Source organism: Marinobacterium iners, from assembly GCF_017310015.1.
GTDB classification, from domain to species: Bacteria; Pseudomonadota; Gammaproteobacteria; order Pseudomonadales; family Balneatricaceae; genus Marinobacterium; species Marinobacterium iners.
In genome coordinates this window covers 1,805,362-1,822,444 of record NZ_CP022297.1, presented here as the reverse complement: position 1 = coordinate 1,822,444, position 17,083 = coordinate 1,805,362, and the positions used below count along the sequence as shown (strand labels likewise).

The window sequence follows — 17,083 nt, the reverse complement described above, 5'->3', positions numbered from 1 at the left end:
TCCTATGCCCGGTTTACTGCAACGCACCCTGACACTGGTAACCCTTTCAAGCCTGACGGCAATGGCCAGCGCCGCCAACCTGTACAAGGTCGAAATGCTGGTGTTTGCCAATCAAAACGGAATCGGTGTGAACGAGGAATATTGGCCGGATATCGCACCTGCCGACGTCAGTGGTGCCGTATTCCCACGCAGCTGGGACGGCTACCCTCTACAGGCCTTTGAGGAGCTGCCACGCAACGATCTGCGTTTGAGTGCAGATGCCAGCCGTCTGGCCCGCAGCAGCGAGTACAAAGTGCTGTATCACAGCGGATGGCTACAATCCATTGGCAGCAAAAGCCAGGCACGACCCGTGCGCATCAAAGCCAGTACTGAAGGCTACGAGCTGGACGGTTCAATCAGCATCTACCGCAATCGCTTTCTGCACGCTCAGCCAAGCTTGCAACTAAGCAGCCACGGATCGATGCAGCAGACACTGTCTGAAACCGACAGCAGCGACCGCTATAGCCCTGCTGCATGGCTACTGCAGGATGCCCGCCGCATGCGCTCCAACGAGATACATTACATTGATCACCCGCATATGGGCGTGCTTTTGATCATTCGTCCTGTCGGTAACTGAATCGGCTTAACGGGCTTTCAAACTGCATTTAGCTGACTGAAGCGGCTGTCGGGGATAGCCGCCAAAGCCTGTGGCGATCCTTCCTCAATCACCCGCCCCTTGTCCAGTATCACAACACGATCAAACAACGCTGCCGTTTGCAGATGGTGACTGATCATCACCAGTGTTCGTTCGGGGTAAAGCCGCAACACATTCTCCACAACGGCGGCTTCCGTTGCGGCATCAAGCCCCTCGGTTGGCTCATCAAGCAGTAGGATGGGGGCGTCACGCAATAGCGCCCTTGCCAGTGCCAGCCGCTTGCGCTGCCCCCCTGAAAGGCGGCTACCAGACTCGCCTATTGAGTATGCAAGAGGCTCTTCGCCCAACTCCATATCCAGTCGCACAGCTGCCAGTACCGATGCCATATCGGCCTCATCGGCACTCACATTGGCCAAGGCAAGGTTATCGGCGACAGTACCGGCAAAGAGCTGAACCGGTTGTGATAGCACACTCATCTGAGCTCTCAGGGTTGATTCACTGTAGCAGGCAACCGGCTGACCACCCAACAACACATGCCCCTGTTGCGGATCATGGAATCGCGCCAGCAAGCTGATAAGCGTGCTCTTGCCGCTGCCGGTATGCCCCAGCAGCAGTATTTTTTCTCCGGCCGATACCTGTAGTGAGAATTTCTCAAGTACCGCTGATGAAGAACGATCATAATGAAAATATACCTGATCAAAACTGAAGCTGCCGGGCAGCGGCACTGGACCTTCATCGGCTGGCGGATAGTGGATCAGCGGGGCGGTTGCTGCAACTTCCTGCAGGCGTGCAGCCGCACGGCGAGTTTTGCCAAGATACTGATATGCCAGAGATAGTGGAGCCACAACTTCAAACACAGCCAACACACAGAACAGCACCATGGCCAGCTGAGCAGGTTCAAGCCTGCCATCGTATACGCGCTCAACACCCATAGCCAAAGCCAGCAGGCCAGTTGTACCACCAATAAATACGATCAGCGCCGTCATCAGCCCCGTCAGCAGCGCCATGCGCAGCTGGGTTTTCTGCAGCCGCGCCTCCTCAGCAGCGGTAGCATCAATCGCTCGCTGAACACCGCCATAGATGTACAGGTCGGCCAGCCCCTGTACCAATCCTATCAGCCGTTGACGCAGGCGAGCGGTCGCCACTACCTGCTGCTCGCCCACATGACGTGCTGACAAGTGTGCCAGCAGCGGCGTGATCACACCTACCAGCAACAACCCCACAGCTGTCAGCAACGCTATCCCAGGGCTGTACAGTGCCAGAAAACCCAATACCAGTGCCGACACCAGTAGCGCAAGTACGCTGGGAGCCAGTACACGCAGATACAGGTTATCCAGCGCATTTACATCAGCGATAAGGCGGTTCAAAAGGTCAGCGGAACGAAACTGCTGCAACCGAGCAGGGCCAAGTGGCTCAAGACAACGATAGAACCAGCTGCGCAGATCGGCCAGCAGGCGGAAGGTTGCTTCGTGCGTTGTTACCCGCTCAAAATAGCGCCCAACTGTTCTGGCGATGGCAAAACCTCTCACGCCAGCCCCCGGCGTAAAGTAGTTGAACTGCTGAGCTGTGACCGCACTAATGCCAGCCAGAGCCGCTGCCGAAATGAACCAGCCTGACAAGGTCATCAGGCCAATACTGGCCAGCAGCGTGACCAGGCCCAGCAAAGTGCCAAGCAGGACCCAGTTCAGGTGTGGTCGCATCAGCCCAACGAATGGACGCAATTCTTTCATGTCGCGCCTCCGGCTTCGGGTGCGTCTGTATTCAAGAGACTCAGCTGCCCGTTCTCAAGCTGCCATACCTCATCCGCCCGCAGCATGGAGGAGCGCCGATGTGTCAGCATCAGCACCAACCTGCCTGCACACAGCGTCTGCAGAGACTCCAGCACCAGTTGCTCACTGTCTCGGTCAAGGTTTGCAGTAGGTTCATCCAGCAACAATACCGGCGCATCCTTAAGAAAGGCTCGTGCCAGCGCCAGGCGCTGAATTTGTCCGCCGGAAAAACCACTTCCCAGCTCTCCCACAATCGTATCGAGGCCGTCAGGAAGGCGCTGTACAAATTCCAGTGCATTGGCTTGCTCCAGTGCCAAATACAGAGCATGCTCGCTGGCATCGGGTGCTGCCAACAGCAGGTTATCGCGCAGACTGCCCGGAAACAGCGTTGTATGCTGACTGACCCAGGCAACCTGTTCCAGCCAGGCATAACTGCCTACCACATCCAGCGGTGTCTGATTAACCTTAACCTGACCTTCGCTGAGTTGGCGAAATCCCAGAAGTACTTGCAGCAGGGATGACTTGCCCGCACCACTTGGGCCCACCAGGGCAACAATTCGGCCTCGCTGAAGCGTCAGATTCACGCCCGTAAATACCGGTGTCTGGCGCCCGGGGTAAGTCAGTCCCGCACCCTCAAGGCTAATCTGATGGACAGTAGCATCCAAACCCGCTCCCTCTCCGGCTATCGCTTTGGGGGTAGCCTCCAGCAGTTCACGCAGCTTGTCGGCGGCAGCCACCGCCTCCTGCCGCGCGTGGTAATGCGTACCCAGTTCTCGTAAAGGAAGGTAAAACTCCGGCGCCAGCAGCAGTATAAACAATCCCTGGTAAAGGTTGACCGGCGCGTCCCAGTAACCAAAGTCCAGGTGGCCAAGAAAGCTGAAACCCAAATAAACCGCGACTACGGCAATGGATATGGAGGCGAAGAACTCAAGCACCGCCGACGACAAGAATGCCAATCGAAGCACCTGCATCGTGCGTTGACGAAACTCATCAGCCCCGGCCTCAATCACCTCCACCTGATCTCGACTGCGATCAAACAGTTTCAGCGTAACGATACCCTGCACGACATCAAGAAAGTGGGACCCCAGTTGCGACAGCGCGGCGAAGTTACGTCGGTTGGCTTCAGCTGCACGGGTACCGACCAGCGCCATGAAGAGCGGCACCAGGGGTGCCGTAATCAGGAAAATCAGCCCTGCCGCCCAGTTTACCGGGAATATGAAGGCGAGTATGACCAGCGGCAACATTGCCGCCAACGCCATTTGTGGCAAATAGCGGGCAAAAAAACCATCCAGCGCTTCAACCTGCTCAAGAAGAATGCTGCTCAGTTCACCGCTGCGCTGATCACCCGTATAGGCGGGTCCCAGCCGATTGATATGATTAAGCAGCAATCCTCTCAGGCTTCGCCTGATCCGAATCGATGCCTGCTGTCCAGCCCACTCCTTTACAACACCCAGCAGAGCTCTGAGCAACAGTGCCGCCAGCAACATCAACAGCAATGGCGTATGTTGTGCCAGAGACTGCCCGCTGAACAGGGTGCCATCGACAACTCTGGCCAGCAGGTGGGCCTGAACAACCAGCATCAGACCGATACCAATCCCTGCTGCCACACTCAGCCAGACCCAGCGTTTTTCCTGTTTGCCAAGCTGCTGTAGCCAGCGCTTTTGCTCCCGCTCCTGCAAGCGGCTCATGCCTGCTGCCCCGCTTCGGTCGGCCGTTGAGATACAGGTTCCGGCAACTCCGGCTCGCCTGCCGCGAGATGGATGGTCTGAGTCGGGAAGGCAAACTCAGCTCCGTGACTGAAAATAATATCCGCTATTTTCAACATCACATCCTGTTTGATTTCGTGATACTTAACCCACTGTGTGGTTTTGGTGAAGGTATACACCATAAAGTCGAGAGAGGATGGCCCAAAGCGGTTCAACTGAACAATGATCGTCTGACGCGTATCGATTTCCGGATGATTGCGAATCATCTCGCGTACGTCATCAATGATTGCCCTGACCTTGTCTGCATCATCATAGCGGACCCCCACATGCTCAAAAATACGCCTGTTGCGCATCCGTGAGGGGTTTTCTACCGAGATGCTGGTAAAGGTTGCATTTGGGACGTACAGGGGCCTTTGATCAAAGGTCCGGATGCGAGTCAGGCGCCAGCCGATGTACTCGACGGTCCCCTCTATCTCCTTATCGGGCGAGCGCACCCAGTCACCTACTCGAAACGGGCGATCCATATAAATCATCAGGCCACCGAAAAAGTTGGCCAGTAGATCCTTGGCAGCGAAGCCTACCGCGATACCGCCAATACCACCAAATGCCAGGATGCCGGAAATACTGACACCTGAAGATTGCAGTACCGTTAGCCCAGCAAGAATGAACACAACCAGTCGCAGCAGCTTGGCAACAGCATCGGCGGTTGTGCGATCCACCTGTTTACGGCCGGCAACGGGCGTTGTCAGGTACTTTTCCCCTGCCTTGATAAAACGAATCACTCCCCAGGCCAGGAGAATGATGACCCCTAGTCGACGAAGGTCACCGCCTACTTCGGTGCTGACCGGCAGGCCGTTTCGGCTAAAAATTTCCAGCAACAGGGATACACCAGTGACCCAAATCAGAATACGCAGCGGTGTTCTGATCGACTTCAAGAGCAAATCGTCCCAGGCAGGGGCTTTCTGACTCAAGTGGTGAATCAAGCGCCCCATCACCCAGTTGAATACGATGGTTAACAGCCATACCAGAACCACAACTGTTGCAGCAGCCACCTGCCAGCCGTAGTCCTCCAGTACGGGCCACTGTTTAAACAGAGGAGCCAGCAGCGGTTTCAGCAGCTGTTCAAGCATCAGATCTCCTTGAGTAACTCTGCCGCCAGCTGGCGGCTTTCATTCAGCCGATCAGAATCCGGAATCCGCGCAGGACGTGCGCGCATCCTGGCCAGGCGATGTGAGGCAGCAACCGAACCAGCCTGCAGATGTTCCAGAACCTGTCCTGCGCCGTCAGGATGATTACAGACCAGTACCATGTCACAACCGGCTGCAAGCGCACGATCACAGCGTTCTGCATAGCTGCCGGCCTGGCTGGCGCCCTCCATGCTGAGATCGTCACTGAAAATCACACCATCAAAATGCAACCGCTGGCGCAGAACCTGCTGCAGCCAATAACTGGAAAAGCCCGCCGGAGCCGAGCAAACCTGACTGTACACAACGTGTGCCGGCATTACGCCATCAAGCCCGCGTCGGATCAATGCGTCAAATGGCCGCAGATCCTGCTCTTCGATTTCAGCCATGCTGCGTTCATCAATCGGCAGCTCAAGGTGCGAGTCGGCCTGTACCCAGCCATGGCCCGGAAAATGCTTGCCGGTCGCGGCCATCCCGGCTTCATGCATACCGGCCATAACACCACCGGCCAGCTGGATAACCACCTCAGGATCAGCACCGAAGGCGCGGTCTCCAATAACACTGCTCTGACCCCAGTCCAGATCCAGCACCGGGGCAAAGCTGATATCGATATCAAACCGGCGAAGTTCTGTCGCCATCAACCAGCCAAGTTCATGGGCACAGGCGATCGCATGATGCGGGTTCTGTAGCCAGCGACGGCCCAAGGCAGCCATGGGCGGCAAACGAGTAAAGCCTTCACGGAAACGCTGGACACGCCCCCCCTCCTGATCAACCGCCACCAGCAGGTCTGCCCGCAAGGCACGAATGGATGTCATCAGTGATTTGAGCTGGTCGGGATTGTCATAGTTGCGGCTGAACAGAATCAGTCCGCCTACCTGGGGACTCTTGATCTGTTCGGTTTCAACTGCATTCAGTGCAGTCCCCTCAATATCAAGCATCAGAACGCCAGTGGTCATGATCTACTCTTCTATCAGAATATCAGTGCCGGGAGAGACCTGTTCAAACAGCTCCAGCAGGTCCGTGTTTCGCATCCGTATACAACCATGAGACAAGGGCGTGCCCATGGGTTCCGTATCCGGGGTGCCATGAATATAGATATACCGCCGCTGGGTATCGACCTCTCCCCCTCTGTTAAAGCCGGGTTCACGGCCACAAAGCCAAAGAATTCGGGTCAATATCCAATCGCGTTCGGGATGAGAAGCTGCCAGATTGTCAGAATAGATCTCGCCCGTTGGTCGGCGACCGACAAATACAGCCCCCAGGGGTTGGTCAGAGCCGATGCAGGCACGAATGAAGTGCCTGCCACGCGGCGTACAGCCACTGCCGTTGCGCTCACCGGCTCCGGCTTTCGCCGTTGACACCGGGTAGCTGTACTCACCCTTTTCGGTAAGCACAAACAGCTGCTGCCGCTTCAGTGAAACCCGCAGCCTAACCTGCATCAGTGGGTTCCGTTGCGGACAGGCGCCTTCATTCCGGCTGAAATTACCGGAATCATTCGAGCCAGAATCTGCTCCAGCTTCACTTCAGTGGCTTCCCCCTGCTGCTCAAGCGCACTCAGTGTGTGCATGTTGGACAGGGTAAAAATCACCGAACCAAGCAGAAAATGGAGACGCCAGAAAAATTCACGTTCGTCCAGCGGCGCTGCGTCCGCCCTGAAATACTGCAGATAACGATCAAAACGCGCCCCGTAGCGTTCACGCAGGAAAGCCTGAAGATCATGCTGACTGGGCAGATAGGCCTGATCCAGCAATCGCATCAGTACCGAAAGGGCATTCTGGTTTTGACCATGCACATGCACCAGAGCCTGAGCCATCAACTGAAGCAACTGATCAAGACCCGGGGTGGCATCTGCCACATTAAGCTGCACCAACCCTTTATCGACCTGTTCGCACAATGGTGACAGCGAGCGTTCGGCAACAGAGCGAATCAGTCCGAACTTGGAGCCAAAGTGATAATTGACCGCTGCAAGATTGACTTCAGCAAGCCCCGTAATCTGACGCATGGTGGTTTCCTTGAAGCCCTGTTCGGAGAACAGTTTTTCTGCGGCCTGAATGATCCGCCCAGCCGTATCAGAGGTGTCATACATTTGCAGATCCTCCGGCCGATCCATTAACGATCTCCATCTCATCTCAACTCACGATCCCATACAACATCAAGTATTCAAAAATCGATTCTGTCAGCGTGACAGCAGACGGCTGTTATTCAGGCGTTGCCACCAGCGCAGCAATAGGCTGTCAGATGTCGATACCGCCAGTTGCCCTAGCCGTTCCTGTAAACCACGCCTGACCTCATAGTGCAACTCATACACGTCGCAATCCTGACACAGTTTAAACAGATAGTCGTCGCTTGTGCTGATTGCGTCAACGAGCTTTTCATCCAGTGCCCTGCGACCAAACCACACTTCACCCGTCGCAACCTTGTCCAGATCCAGCTGCGGACGGTATTCACGAACAAATGACTTGAACAGAGAGTGGGTATCTTCCAGCTCCTCGATGAATTTCTCACGACCTTTTTCGGTGTTTTCGCCGAAAACAGTGAGCGTCCGCTTGTACTCACCCGCGGTCAGTACTTCATAGTCCACTTCATGTTTTTTCAGCAGGCGATGGAAGTTGGGCAGCTGCGCAACCACCCCTATTGAGCCAATAACCGCAAAAGGCGCAGCCACAAGATGATCGGCAATACAGGCCATCATATAGCCACCACTGGCCGCCACACGGTCAACGCATACCGTCAGACGAATATTGCCAGCCCGGAACCGCTCCAACTGTGAGCTGGCCAGACCATAAGCATGTACAAGCCCGCCCGGGCTCTCAAGCCGGACGACCACTTCGTCATCAGCATCGGCGATTGTCAGGACAGCCGTCACCTCTTCCCTCAAACGATCGACATCAGAGGCATGCATGTCACCATCGAAATCAAGCACAAACACACGGTTACGCGGTTTTTCGGGTTCTTCACCCTTTTTCAGGGCTTTCTTCAGCGCCTTGGCTTCAGCCTTTTCCTGCTTGCGGCGCGCTTTCTCATGCTGGCGCGCCAGGGCTTCGTCTACCACTGCCGCTTCGATATCGGTTTTCATGTCTTCGAGATGATCATTCAGGCTTTTGATCTCGATATGACCTTCACGCTGTTCCTTTCTTCGCTCAACCAATGCGGCAAGGCCGCCCAGAAACAACAGAAGCCCGATAATCAGGGTCAGGGTTTTGGCCAGAAACAGGCCATACTCGGCTAAAAACGCTGTCAATCTATCTCTCCGGTCAGGGCTAACGGGTTCACTTCAAAGCCGGGGCTACTGTACCATAAACAAAGCTTTTATCATGCCCGTATCACCGCCAAGGACAACCCTAAACATGACCCAGTCACTCACGCTTGAACGTATTGTCAACAAGTTGCCTCAGAAATTTAATCCCGATCAGGCAACAGGCCTCAATGCCATATTTCAGTTCCGTCTTACCGATGCCAAGCCTTTCTATATTGATATCCGTGACGGTGAGTGCACCAGCGAATATGGCCTGCATGAAGACCCCAACCTGGTACTGCATCTCGATGAGGCAACCTTGATCCGCATCATCAGCGGCGAACAGGATGGCATGGGGGCATTCATGAAAGGGCAATTGAGGGCTGAAGGCAACGTAATGCTCGCCACTCGACTGGGCAAATTATTCAGTCGATGAGTCATGTTTGACAGCGAAGAAATGGTCGATCAACTGGCGCGCGATACTGAATAGCGGTGGCAGGTCCGGCAGGTTGTCTACTCCAAACCAGCCAGCTTCCAGAATCTCTTCACCATCCGGCACCAGCTCACCACTTAGATGGTCCGCAAAAAAACCAAGCATCAACTGATGGGGGAAAGGCCATGACTGGCTGGCAAAGAAGCGGATGTTATGTACCTTGATCCCCACCTCTTCATACACTTCTCGCTTTAGCGCCGCTTCTGCGGTTTCGCCGGCCTCAATAAAACCGGCAAGAGTGCTGTAGCGGCCGGGAGGGAAACGTGCAGAATGAGCCAGCAGACAGCGATCACCCCGGGTGACCAGAACAATGATACAGGGCGAGATGCGCGGATACTGAACAAGACTACAGACTGGACACTGCCGGGCCATATCTTGCGGGTGTGCTTGAAGAGTGCCGCCACAGCGGCCACAGAAACGGTGCTGATCGTGCCATGTAGCCAGCTGGGATGCGCGCGCCAGACGTGCGTACTCTACCTCATCAACCGACCGCGCCAGCAATCCACGTAACCCGTCAACCGCCGTCAGGCCCACTGGACGCTGAGCCAGAACAGCAAGCCCGAAACCATCATCAACACCATAACGAACGTCCGTATCACCCACGTCTGCCGCCGTGAAAAAAATCTGATCATCGCGTCGCAACAGCCGCCCCTCATGAGCAAGAAACCAGTGCTCGGCGGTTATGGAATCTGCCATTACGCCCCCCCTCAGCTCAGATTGCGCCAGACAGCCCCATCACTTTTCTTGTCCAACAGATCAAGAAACGCTTCATGGAGTGCAATTTCATCGGTGTTGGCCCGGACAATGGGTAACACCAAGGCACTGGCATCAATACGCCGAATTGGCTCTTCACCCTCACCGTCCTCGCTGTCACCCTGCCCCAGTTGCAGGCTGGTTTGCCCACCCGTCAGGACCAGATAGACATCGGCCAAAATCTCGGAGTCAAGCAACGCCCCGTGCAGTTCACGGTGGGAGTTATCGATGCCATAGCGACGACAGAGTGCATCCAGACTGTTGCGCTGCCCAGGATGTTTCTTGCGCGCCAGCATAAGGGTATCGATAACGGTGCAGATCTCATCCACTCGCTCATTGATACCGTTTCTGGCCAATTCAGTATTCAAGAAGCCGATATCAAAGGCTGCATTATGGATGATCAATTCAGCCCCGCGCACAAACTCAAGGAACTCGTGCGCAAGCTCGGCAAACCGTGGCTTGTCAGCCAGAAATTCATTGGTTATGCCATGCACCTCAATCGCTTCGGCTTCCACCTCACGATCAGGTTTGATGTATTGGTGCCAGGTATTTCCGGTCAGCTTTCGTCGCACCATCTCGACACAGCCGATTTCGATAACGTTGTGCCCTGCCTCCGGGTCGATACCGGTTGTTTCGGTATCCAGAATGATCTGCCGTACGCTCACGCCCTGCCAACCTCCTCTACACCACGATTTGCCAGCTGGTCGGCTCTTTCATTTTCAGGATGACCACTGTGCCCTTTGACCCAGCGCCATTCAATATCATGACGCGCCACTTGCTCATCAAGTGCTTGCCAAAGGTCAATGTTTTTCACTGGCTGTTTCGACGCCGTTTTCCAGCCATTGCGCTTCCAACCGGCCATCCAGCTGGTAATGCCCTGGCGCACATACTGTGAGTCAGTAGTCAGCACCACCTTGCAGGGGCGTTTAAGGCTTGCCAGCGCTTCGATGGCAGCCTGCAGCTCCATTCTGTTGTTGGTGGTATCCCTGGCACCGCCAAACAACTCCTTTTCCTGCTCACCATAACGCAGCAGAGCGCCCCAGCCACCAGGACCAGGGTTGCCCTTGCAGGCACCATCTGTAAATACTTCTACTTCTTTCAAAAACTTTTTCCTCTGGCAGTCGGCTTGGGTTCAGCTACGGGCAGACTGAGCAAACGTCTGCGTTTCCAGCCCGGACGGATCGGAGTCATACCTGCCACATCCTTGCGCGCCAGCACCATCAATACAGCACCACTGCACCCAGGTACACGCCGACTCAAGCGCTCGAACAGGCTGAGGCGACATCGCCACAGCCGATTTTCCAACGGCAGGTGGTGGCAGGCGGTTTGCGCCCTGACTTCAGTCATTTCAAGCAGACTAAGCCAATCATGCAGACGACCATGACTGATTAGATGGCCACCCCATGGGGGCAGATTACGTCGTTTCAGCCTCGACCAAAGCCCCCAGTAGCTGGCCGGATTAAAACTGAAGCTGAGCATAAAACCACCGGGACGCAGTACACGAGCGGCTTCTCGCAGCACCTGGTGCGGGTTGGCGGCATAATCCAGTGCATGGTGCAAAATCACGACATCCAGCTCATTGCTGCACACCGGCAGCTCATCATGGTCGGCAATGATGGTGAGCGGTTGAGCCCCCAGTTGCATCTGTGGCATCAGCATCACCTTGCGCGATACCGGACTGGCATCAAATAACACTTGCCGATGATCCAACCCCACCTGCAGCAGGTGATAACCGAACAGGGTCGGCAACACCGATTCTGCCAAGGCCTGCTCTGCCTGAACCACCTCTTGCCCCAGCGGGGTGTCAAACCACTGGCACAGCGGGGGAATTAACTGCTCGACGGGTAGCTGCTCATTGAACTTCATACCGCTGGAGCCCCATGCCGGACTAAGATTTCATCGCATTCAAGTATACAGTACCCTAGTTGTCATCTATACCCTAAGTGCCCTGCACCCATTGGGCATTGTGTATCTTCACAACTAAAAGCAGGAATCCCTAACATGTTTGACGTTCATCCAATCCCTGCCTTCAATGACAACTATATTTGGGCGCTTCGCAGCCCTCAGCAGCCGGCCGAGGTTGCCGTGGTCGATCCCGGTGATGCCGCTCCGATTCTTGCATGGCTTGAAGCGAACAATTACAGCCTTGCAGCAATCCTGATCACCCATCATCATGCCGATCACACCGGCGGGGTTGAGACACTGCTCAACCATGCTTCTGTACCGGTTTACGGCCCCCAAAATTCGCCTTTTGAAGGTATCACCCATCCACTACAGGATGGTGAGACGCTGAAGCTGATGCAACACTCTCTTCAGGTCAAGGGCGTACCCGCTCACACCAAGGACCACATCAGTTATTTTGTGGGCGGCGACCAGCCGCAGCTGTTCTGCGGTGACACCCTGTTTCTTGCCGGCTGCGGTCGGCTGTTTGAGGGCACTGCACGTCAGATGCTGGCCGCCATGCACTACTTTGCTTCACTGCCCGACAATACTGAGGTCTACTGCACCCATGAGTATTCACTGTCCAATCTTGCCTTTGCAGCCAGCGTAGAACCCGCCAACGCCGAGATTACCCGAGTGCATGAACGCTGCCACCATCTGCGCCACGAAGGACTGCCAACCCTGCCCTCCAGTATTGAACAGGAAAAACAGATAAACCCTTTCATGCGTACAGCTGAGCCCGATGTAATCAGTTCTGCTGAACATTACAGCGGCAACCCACTTAAAACCGAGGTAGAGGTTCTGGCAGCACTGCGAGAATGGAAGAACCGTTTCTGATTGACCGCAAACCTATTCCCCTCATAAAATCAGGCCTTTGCGATTTTTCGGGAACAGGGACTGATGCGACAACTGCCTGCTTTGCTTCTGGCAACCACCTTGGGTCTGGCGCTTACTGGCTGCCAGACCCAAACCGTACAAAAACAGCCACTCAAGGCATCCAGCCTGGTCAAACCCGTACAAACAGCAGCGCCCAGAGTGATCCAACCCGAGGAGAGCGACCTTTGGCAACTTACCCGCCAGCATCTGCAGCTGCCGTTGGACTATCAGCACCCTCGGCTTGAAAGCCAGCTCAACTGGTATTTGCGCCACCCCAGCCATATGCCCCGCGTAACCGAACGCGCGAAACCCTACTACCATCACATCCTGCATGAAGTGCTCAAGCGCGACATGCCGGCCGAAATAGCTCTGCTACCCATCATCGAAAGTGCCTACGACCCCTTTGCCTACTCACACGGCAGTGCGGCTGGTCCCTGGCAATTTATTCCCGGCACGGCACGGCACTTTGGCCTTCGCTCCAGCTGGTGGTACGACGGCCGCCGCGACATTCTTGCATCCACTGATGCCGCTCTCACATACCTGGAACAGTTACATCGCCGTTTTGATGGTGACTGGTTGTTGGCACTGGCGGCCTACAATGCCGGAGGTGGAACCGTCAGTCGCGCCATGCGTCGCAACCGCGAGCAAAACAAACCGACCGATTTCTGGTCTCTGGACTTGCCTGCCGAAACCAAGGCCTATGTTCCCAAACTGCTGGCTGTGGCCCGGACAGTACGTGATGCCGACACCCTTGGAATCACATTAACTCACATCGACAACACTCCCTACTTTGAGGCTGTAGAAACCGGCGGCCAGATCGATCTGGCTCAGGCGGCTTCTATGGCCGGTCTTGATCTGGACACTCTGTACCAACTCAACCCCGGCTTTAATCGCTGGGCCACCGATCCTGATGGCCCTCACTTGTTGCTGGTACCAACTGAGAACGCCGCCCCCCTGCGCCAAGCTCTTCAAACACTGCCACCCGAAAAGCGGGTTAATTGGCACCGCTATACCGTACGTCCCGGTGACACCCTCAGCACCATCGCCCAGCGGTTTAGCAGCTCGGTCAGTGTGATAAGACAGGGCAACAAACTGAACAGCCACCTGATTCGTGCAGGCCAGGCATTACTGGTGCCAAAACCGAGTGCCTCGTCTGAAAGTTACAACCTTAGCCTGGAACAGCGTATCCAGGCCGAACGCCAACAGCTTGAGCAACGTGCAAAGCGCAAGCACTACCACCGCGTCGATTCGGGCGAGAGCTTCTGGAGTATTGCACGCCGCTATGGTGTCGGCGTACGTGATCTGGCACGCTGGAATCAGATGGCGCCCAGCGATACGCTCAAGATTGGCCAGACGCTCCTGCTGCTCAACGTGGATATTGCCGATGCAAGCTGATCATGGATAACCTGAGTCTATTCATCATAGCGGTTTCAGTGTTGCTGGCCGTTCTATTCAAGTGGGTACTGTTTCGCAAGATTCGAGGCTGGATGGAGCGGGACCAGGAGCGAGAGCGTTCCAACGACTCCGAACCGGATTGACCCGGCGTTGTCACAGGACTACAGCACGGGTTAAATTCGCACAAAAACAATACTTCCAAGGAGAAAACAGTGCCTGTACAGCTGCGTTCAGTATGCCTTTATCTTTCTGCCGTTTTCTCGCTTCTGCTTTTCGGCCTTCCGTTGCATGCGGCCCCGGACAGCCAGCACGGCATTGCCATGCATGGCGACCTCAAATATCCGCCCGATTTCAGCCATTTCGACTATGTTAACCCGGACGCTCCCAAAGGCGGACATTTCAAGGAATCCTCCATTGGTACCTTCGACAGCCTCAACCCGTTCATAGTCAAGGGTACCGCCGCCGAAGGAACCGGGTTACTGTACGACTCTTTGATGGCTCGCGCACTGGATGAGCCCTTTTCCCAATACGGCCTCTTGGCCCAACAGCTGCGGGTTGCCGTGGATCGCAGCTGGATTGAGTTCGACCTTCATCCTGACGCTCGATTCAGTGATGGGCACAGCGTATCGGCAGACGATGTCGTGTTCACGTTCGACATACTGCGCGAGAAAGGTAGCCCCTTCTTCAAAAGCTACTATGCAGGGATTCAAAGCGTAACGGCACTGAGCCCTCAGACAGTACGTTTCGAGTTTGGTGACAGCACCAACCGAGAACTCCCACTGATAGTAGGCGAGGTTCCGATCCTGCCACAGCACTTCTGGGCCGAGCGTGATTTCGAAACACCATCACTGGAACCACCGCTTGGTTCGGGCCCCTACCTGATTGAAAAGATCGATCCAGGCAGAACCATCGTTTACACACGCAACCCCAACTACTGGGGGCGCGACTTGCCAGTAAACCGCGGCCGTCACAACTTTGATCAACGCCAGTATGACTATTATCGCGACAGTACGGTAGCACTGGAGGCCTTCAAGGCCGGTGAGTACGATTTCCGCAGTGAACATGCCTCCAAGGCTTGGGCAACCGGTTATACCGGCGCCCCCTTCGCTGATGGTCGCATCATCAAGGAAGAGATTGCACACGAAAACCCGCGTGGCATGCAAGGTTTCATCATGAACACCCGCCGGAGCATGTTCAGCCAGCCTGAAGTGCGCAAGGCACTTGCGCTTGCATTCGACTTTGAATGGACCAACAGCAACCTGTTTTATGGCGCTTACACCCGCAGCCACAGTTATTTTTCCAACTCTGAGATGGCTGCAGAAGAGCTGCCAACCCCAGCTGAACTGGAGATTCTCGAAGCCGTGCGTGACCAGGTACCACCTGAAGTATTTACTCAGGTTTACCGAGCCCCAACCACGGATGGCAGTGGTCGCAACCGTGCGCAGTTGCGTGAAGCTCTGGGGCTTCTCAAACAGGCTGGCTGGCAACTTGAGTCAGGCAAGCTGGTTGACGGCAACGGCTCTCCATTTACATTTGAAATATTGCTGGTGCAGAAGGAATTCGAGCGAGTGGTTTCTCCGTTCATTCGCAATCTGGAAAGGCTGGGTATCAGCGCCAGTATCCGCATCGTCGACGTATCCCAATATATAAACCGGTTGCGTCAGTTCGACTTTGACATGGTGGTGTATGGCTTTGGCCAGTCCAGCTCCCCTGGCAATGAGCAGCGTGACTATTGGCATTCCAGCTCAGCTGACATGCCCGGAAGTCGCAACCTGATTGGCATTAAGAATCCAGCCGTCGACTACCTGGTTGAACAGCTGATCGCCGCACCAGACCGGGAGCAACTGGTTTTGCGTGCCCGTGCGCTGGATCGAGTGCTGCAGTGGAATCATTATGTGATTCCCCACTACCATATCAGTGCCTATCGCATCGCGTACTGGAACAGGTTCGCCCACCCTGAGGTAAGCCCTGCCTATGACCTCGGCCTTGATACCTGGTGGACCAAGCCCTGATGGCCGCGTACATTGTCCGTCGCATGTTGCTGATCATACCCACACTGCTGGGGATACTGCTGCTCAACTTCATACTGGTTCAATTTGCTCCCGGCGGCCCGGTTGAACAGACTATTGCGAACCTTGAGGGGCTCGGGATTGATGCTGGCAACCGCATCGGCAGCGGCGCACAGTCCGACATCGCTGCTGGCAGTGAAAACAGCGGCTACCGCGGAGCCCAAGGGCTGGATCCTGCTTTGATAGCTGAAATAGAGCGCATGTATGGCTTTGACAAGCCAGCACACGAACGCTTCTTCCAGATGTTGCAGAACTATCTAATGTTCGATTTTGGCAAGAGCTTCTACAGCGACAAAAGCGTTATCGACCTGATCATCGAAAAACTCCCGGTTTCAATATCTCTGGGCCTTTGGACCACACTCATCACTTATTTAATCTCGGTCCCGCTTGGCATCCGCAAGGCCGTACGTGATGGCTCATCGTTCGATGTCTGGACCAGCAGCGCCATCATTGTGGGGTACGCAATTCCCAACTTCCTGTTTGCCATTTTATTGATCGTTCTGTTTGCAGGCGGCACCTGGCTGGAATGGTTTCCGCTACGCGGACTGACTTCGCCCGACTTTGAACAGATGACCTGGTGGCAACAAGTGGCAGACTACTTCTGGCACATCACTCTGCCGGTACTGGCTTCGGTGGTCTCCAGTTTTGCCACACTGACCATGCTGACCAAAAACTCATTTCTGGATGAAATACACAAGCAGTATGTATTGACTGCCCGCGCTAAGGGACTGGATGAAAACGCGGTGCTGTACCGTCATGTATTCCGCAATGCCATGCTGTTGATCATTGCCGGCATGCCCGCCGCCCTCATCGGCATTTTCTTCACCGGATCGATGTTGATCGAAGTGATTTTCTCTCTCGATGGGCTCGGACTGCTGGGCTACGAAGCTGTCATCAATCGAGACTACCCAGTGATCTTCGGTACACTCTACATTTTCACGCTGGTGGGTTTGCTGCTGAAACTGGTCAGTGATATCACCTACACGCTGGTAGACCCCCGTATCGACTTTGCCAGCAGGGAGGTATAG

General features: G+C 55.1%; 18 protein-coding genes. 7 read left to right on the top strand and 11 right to left on the bottom strand.

Going from position 1 to position 17,083, the window contains the following annotated elements; translation table 11 throughout:
* The first annotated feature begins 4 nt into the window (after positions 1-4).
* Positions 5-616 carry a peptidoglycan binding protein CsiV gene (locus tag CFI10_RS08725; RefSeq protein ID WP_091824390.1) on the top strand — a complete coding sequence of 204 codons (612 nt, stop codon included), beginning with the start codon at positions 5-7 and terminating at the stop codon, positions 614-616.
* A gap of 17 nt (positions 617-633) precedes the next feature.
* Here CFI10_RS08725 and cydC read toward each other — a convergent pair whose 3' ends face one another.
* From cydC to sohB, 7 genes are all read right to left on the bottom strand, one after another.
* Positions 634-2,364, bottom strand: a complete 1,731-nt coding sequence (cydC, locus tag CFI10_RS08720) for a thiol reductant ABC exporter subunit CydC (protein ID WP_206841408.1) — start codon at positions 2,362-2,364, stop codon at positions 634-636.
* Positions 2,361-4,091: a thiol reductant ABC exporter subunit CydD gene (cydD, locus tag CFI10_RS08715; RefSeq protein WP_206841406.1), complete on the bottom strand. Its 1,731-nt coding sequence runs from the start codon at positions 4,089-4,091 to the stop codon at positions 2,361-2,363. The genes cydC and cydD overlap by 4 nt, the downstream gene beginning before the upstream one ends.
* Positions 4,088-5,239: a mechanosensitive ion channel family protein gene (locus tag CFI10_RS08710; protein WP_206841404.1), complete on the bottom strand. Its 1,152-nt coding sequence runs from the start codon at positions 5,237-5,239 to the stop codon at positions 4,088-4,090. The genes cydD and CFI10_RS08710 overlap by 4 nt, the downstream gene beginning before the upstream one ends.
* Positions 5,239-6,249 (bottom strand): beta-N-acetylhexosaminidase, encoded by a 1,011-nt coding sequence (nagZ, locus tag CFI10_RS08705; RefSeq protein WP_206841402.1) that lies wholly within the window; start codon positions 6,247-6,249, stop codon positions 5,239-5,241. The genes CFI10_RS08710 and nagZ overlap by 1 nt, the downstream gene beginning before the upstream one ends.
* A 3-nt stretch (positions 6,250-6,252) precedes the next feature.
* A complete protein-coding gene (locus CFI10_RS08700; protein WP_091824401.1) occupies positions 6,253-6,732 on the bottom strand; it encodes a L,D-transpeptidase in 480 nt (159 codons plus the stop codon).
* Positions 6,732-7,403 (bottom strand): TetR/AcrR family transcriptional regulator, encoded by a 672-nt coding sequence (locus tag CFI10_RS08695; protein WP_242530161.1) that lies wholly within the window; start codon positions 7,401-7,403, stop codon positions 6,732-6,734. The genes CFI10_RS08700 and CFI10_RS08695 overlap by 1 nt, the downstream gene beginning before the upstream one ends.
* Positions 7,404-7,469: 66 nt before the next feature.
* The gene (sohB, locus tag CFI10_RS08690) at positions 7,470-8,534 is read right to left on the bottom strand and encodes a protease SohB (RefSeq protein WP_206841399.1); all 1,065 of its coding nucleotides are present in this window, start codon (positions 8,532-8,534) and stop codon (positions 7,470-7,472) included.
* Positions 8,535-8,640: 106 nt separating this feature from the next.
* On the opposite strand from sohB, the gene CFI10_RS08685 reads away from it, so the two are divergent.
* A complete protein-coding gene (locus tag CFI10_RS08685; protein ID WP_206841397.1) occupies positions 8,641-8,964 on the top strand; it encodes an SCP2 sterol-binding domain-containing protein in 324 nt (107 codons plus the stop codon).
* Here the strand turns inward: CFI10_RS08685 and nudC are convergent.
* The 4 genes from nudC to CFI10_RS08665 are packed head-to-tail and all read right to left on the bottom strand — an operon-like array spanning position 8,950 to position 11,640.
* Positions 8,950-9,717 carry an NAD(+) diphosphatase gene (nudC, locus tag CFI10_RS08680; RefSeq protein WP_206841393.1) on the bottom strand — a complete coding sequence of 256 codons (768 nt, stop codon included), beginning with the start codon at positions 9,715-9,717 and terminating at the stop codon, positions 8,950-8,952. The genes CFI10_RS08685 and nudC overlap by 15 nt on opposite strands.
* 11 nt (positions 9,718-9,728) lie before the next feature.
* Positions 9,729-10,439: a DNA polymerase III subunit epsilon gene (gene dnaQ, locus CFI10_RS08675; RefSeq protein ID WP_091824413.1), complete on the bottom strand. Its 711-nt coding sequence runs from the start codon at positions 10,437-10,439 to the stop codon at positions 9,729-9,731.
* On the bottom strand, positions 10,436-10,876 hold the full coding sequence (gene rnhA / locus CFI10_RS08670; RefSeq protein WP_091824416.1) for a ribonuclease HI: 441 nt from the start codon (positions 10,874-10,876) through the stop codon (positions 10,436-10,438). The genes dnaQ and rnhA overlap by 4 nt, the downstream gene beginning before the upstream one ends.
* Positions 10,873-11,640 (bottom strand): class I SAM-dependent methyltransferase, encoded by a 768-nt coding sequence (locus CFI10_RS08665; RefSeq protein ID WP_091824419.1) that lies wholly within the window; start codon positions 11,638-11,640, stop codon positions 10,873-10,875. Before CFI10_RS08665 ends, rnhA begins: the two co-directional genes overlap by 4 nt.
* Before the next feature lie 135 nt (positions 11,641-11,775).
* Between CFI10_RS08665 and gloB the strand changes: the two genes are divergently transcribed.
* The 5 genes from gloB to CFI10_RS08640 all read left to right on the top strand — a co-directional run bounded on the left by gloB (position 11,776) and on the right by CFI10_RS08640 (position 17,083).
* The gene (gloB, locus tag CFI10_RS08660; RefSeq protein ID WP_206841388.1) at positions 11,776-12,552 is read left to right on the top strand and encodes a hydroxyacylglutathione hydrolase; all 777 of its coding nucleotides are present in this window, start codon (positions 11,776-11,778) and stop codon (positions 12,550-12,552) included.
* 63 nt (positions 12,553-12,615) lie between these two features.
* Entirely contained in the window at positions 12,616-13,986 is a 1,371-nt protein-coding gene (locus tag CFI10_RS08655) for a LysM peptidoglycan-binding domain-containing protein (protein ID WP_206841386.1), read from the top strand.
* A 2-nt stretch (positions 13,987-13,988) separates the two neighbouring features.
* Positions 13,989-14,129: a hypothetical protein gene (locus tag CFI10_RS08650; RefSeq protein WP_175527595.1), complete on the top strand. Its 141-nt coding sequence runs from the start codon at positions 13,989-13,991 to the stop codon at positions 14,127-14,129.
* Between the two features lie 69 nt (positions 14,130-14,198).
* Entirely contained in the window at positions 14,199-15,998 is a 1,800-nt protein-coding gene (locus CFI10_RS08645) for an extracellular solute-binding protein (protein WP_242530160.1), read from the top strand.
* Positions 15,998-17,083, top strand: coding sequence for a microcin C ABC transporter permease YejB (locus CFI10_RS08640; RefSeq protein WP_206841384.1), 1,086 nt, complete (start codon positions 15,998-16,000; stop codon positions 17,081-17,083). Before CFI10_RS08645 ends, CFI10_RS08640 begins: the two co-directional genes overlap by 1 nt.